The 2,205-nt window shown below is 74.9% G+C and carries 1 protein-coding gene; it reads left to right on the top strand.

The features are described from left to right. Nucleotides 1–2,205: type I polyketide synthase (locus G3I65_RS32505; RefSeq protein ID WP_160699489.1), on the top strand; the 2,205-nt coding region annotated here is incomplete at both ends.

The raw sequence follows: 2,205 nt of genomic DNA, 5'->3' as shown, positions 1-2,205 counted from the left end.
ACACGCGGGGCCGCGAACCGGACTGGGCCGCGGTGTTCGAGGGCACCGGCGCGCGGCGGATCCCGCTGCCGACGTACGCCTTCCAGCGCGAGCGCTACTGGCTGGAGGCGAAGGAAACCGCCGGTGACGTGGCTTCGGTCGGCCTGGGGGCGACCGAACACCCGTTGCTCGGCGCCGCGGTGTCGCTCGCCGGGGGTGACGGCTTCCTGTTCACGGGCGTGCTGTCCCGGCGGGCGCACCCGTGGCTGGCCGACCACGCCGTGCTCGGCACGGTGCTGCTGCCCGGCACCGCGATGCTGGAACTGGCGCTGCGGGCGGGGGAGCAGGCGGGCTGCGGGCGCGTCGAAGAGCTGACGCTGGAAGCCCCGCTCGTCCTCGGCGACGACGGCGTCCAGGTCCAGCTCGCGGTCGGGGCGCCGGACGGCGAGGGCCGCCGGAGCGTCGGCCTGCACTCGCGCCCCGACGGCGCCGCCTTCGACGAACCGTGGGTGCGGCACGCCACCGGCTTCCTGGCGCCGGGAACGGCCGCGCCGGGACCGGACCTGAGCGAGTGGCCGCCGCCGGGTGCTGAACCCGTTTCGGTGGAGGGCATCTACGACGCCGTCGAGACGGCCGGATTCCACTATGGACCGGCGTTCCGGGGACTGCGCGCGGCCTGGCGACGCGGCGAGGAGGTGTTCGCCGAAGTCGCGCTCGACGCCGAATACGGCCCCGAACGCTTCGGCGTCCACCCGGCATTGCTGGACGCCACGTTGCACGCGGCGGGCCTGGCCACGCCGGACGCGGCGCCGGAAGGACGGCTGCCGTTCGCGTGGACCGACGTCTCGCTGTTCGCCGCGGGCGCCGCCGAAGTCCGGGTGCGGCTGGTCCCGGCGGGCACCGGCGCGGTGTCGCTGACGCTGGCCGACCCGGCCGGGAAGCCGGTCGCCACCATCGGTTCCCTGGTGTCGCGGCCGGTGTCGGCCGAGGGCTTGGACTCCTCCCGCAGCCTGCGCGACGCACTGTTCACTTTGGACTGGCAGCCCGCACCGGCCGGGGACTTCTCCGGTCCGATCGAGGTCGCCGAGCTGCCTTCCGGCACGGGTTCGGTTCCCGCTCAGGTCCGTGAAGTGACCGCCGCGACCCTGAAGCTGCTGCAGGACTGGCTCACGGGCTCGTCGGACGCCCGGCTCGTGTTCGTGACGCGGGGTGCGGTCGCCGACGATCCCAACCTCGCCGCGGCCGCCGCGTGGGGCCTCGTGCGGGCCGCGCAGTCGGAGAACCCCGGCCGGTTCGTGCTGCTCGACGTCGACACCGACGACCTGGCCGACGACGTCCTCGCCGCCGCGGCGGCCACCGGGGAACCCCAGCTTTCCCTCCGCGACGGCGAACTGCGGATGCTGCGCCTGGCGCGCCCGGCGGAGTCCGATGTGGACACGCCGGTGCTCGACGGCACCGTGCTGATCACCGGCGGTCTGGGCAGCATCGGCGCGCTCACCGCCCGGCACCTCGCCGCGCAGGGTGTCCGCCGGCTGGTGCTGACCGGACGTCGCGGCCCGGATACCCCCGGTGCCGCCGAGCTGGTCTCGGACCTTTCCGGCTTGGGTGCCGAGGCCGTCGTGGTCGCGTGTGACGTCGCCGATCGCGAGGCTTTGGCGGCGGTGCTGGCGGACATCCCGGACCTGTGCGCCGTGGTGCACGCGGCGGGCGTGCTCGACGACGGTGTCGTGGAATCTCTTACCCCGGAACGGTTCGAGGCCGTGTTCCGGCCCAAGGTGGACGCCGCGTGGGCGTTGCACGAGCTGACCGCGGACCGGCCGCTGGCCGCGTTCGTCGTGTTCTCCTCCGCCGCGGGTGTCATGGGCGGTGCGGGACAGGGCAACTACGCCGCGGCCAACGCGTTCCTCGACGCGCTGATGACCCGGCGGCGGGCGGCCGGTCTGCCCGGCACCGCGATGGCGTGGGGTGCCTGGGCCCAGGGCATGGCCGCCGACCTTGCCGACGCCGACCTGCGCCGGATGAGCCGCGGCGGCATGATCCCGCTGTCCACTGTGGATGGCCTGGCGCTGTTCGACGCGGCGCTCGCTTCGCCCGCCCCGGTGCAGCTGCTGAGCCGGCTGGACCTCGCCGTGCTCGGCAGGCAGGCCGCGTCCGGGATGCTGCCGTGGCTGTTGCGCGGCCTGGTCCGGACGCCGATGCGGCGAGCGGGCGAAGCGGTCGACGCCG

This window comes from Amycolatopsis sp. SID8362, assembly GCF_010550475.1.
Taxonomy (GTDB): domain Bacteria; phylum Actinomycetota; class Actinomycetes; order Mycobacteriales; family Pseudonocardiaceae; genus Amycolatopsis; species Amycolatopsis eburnea.
Note: the sequence above shows the minus strand (reverse complement) of the source record. Positions and strands in the feature narration are given on the sequence as shown.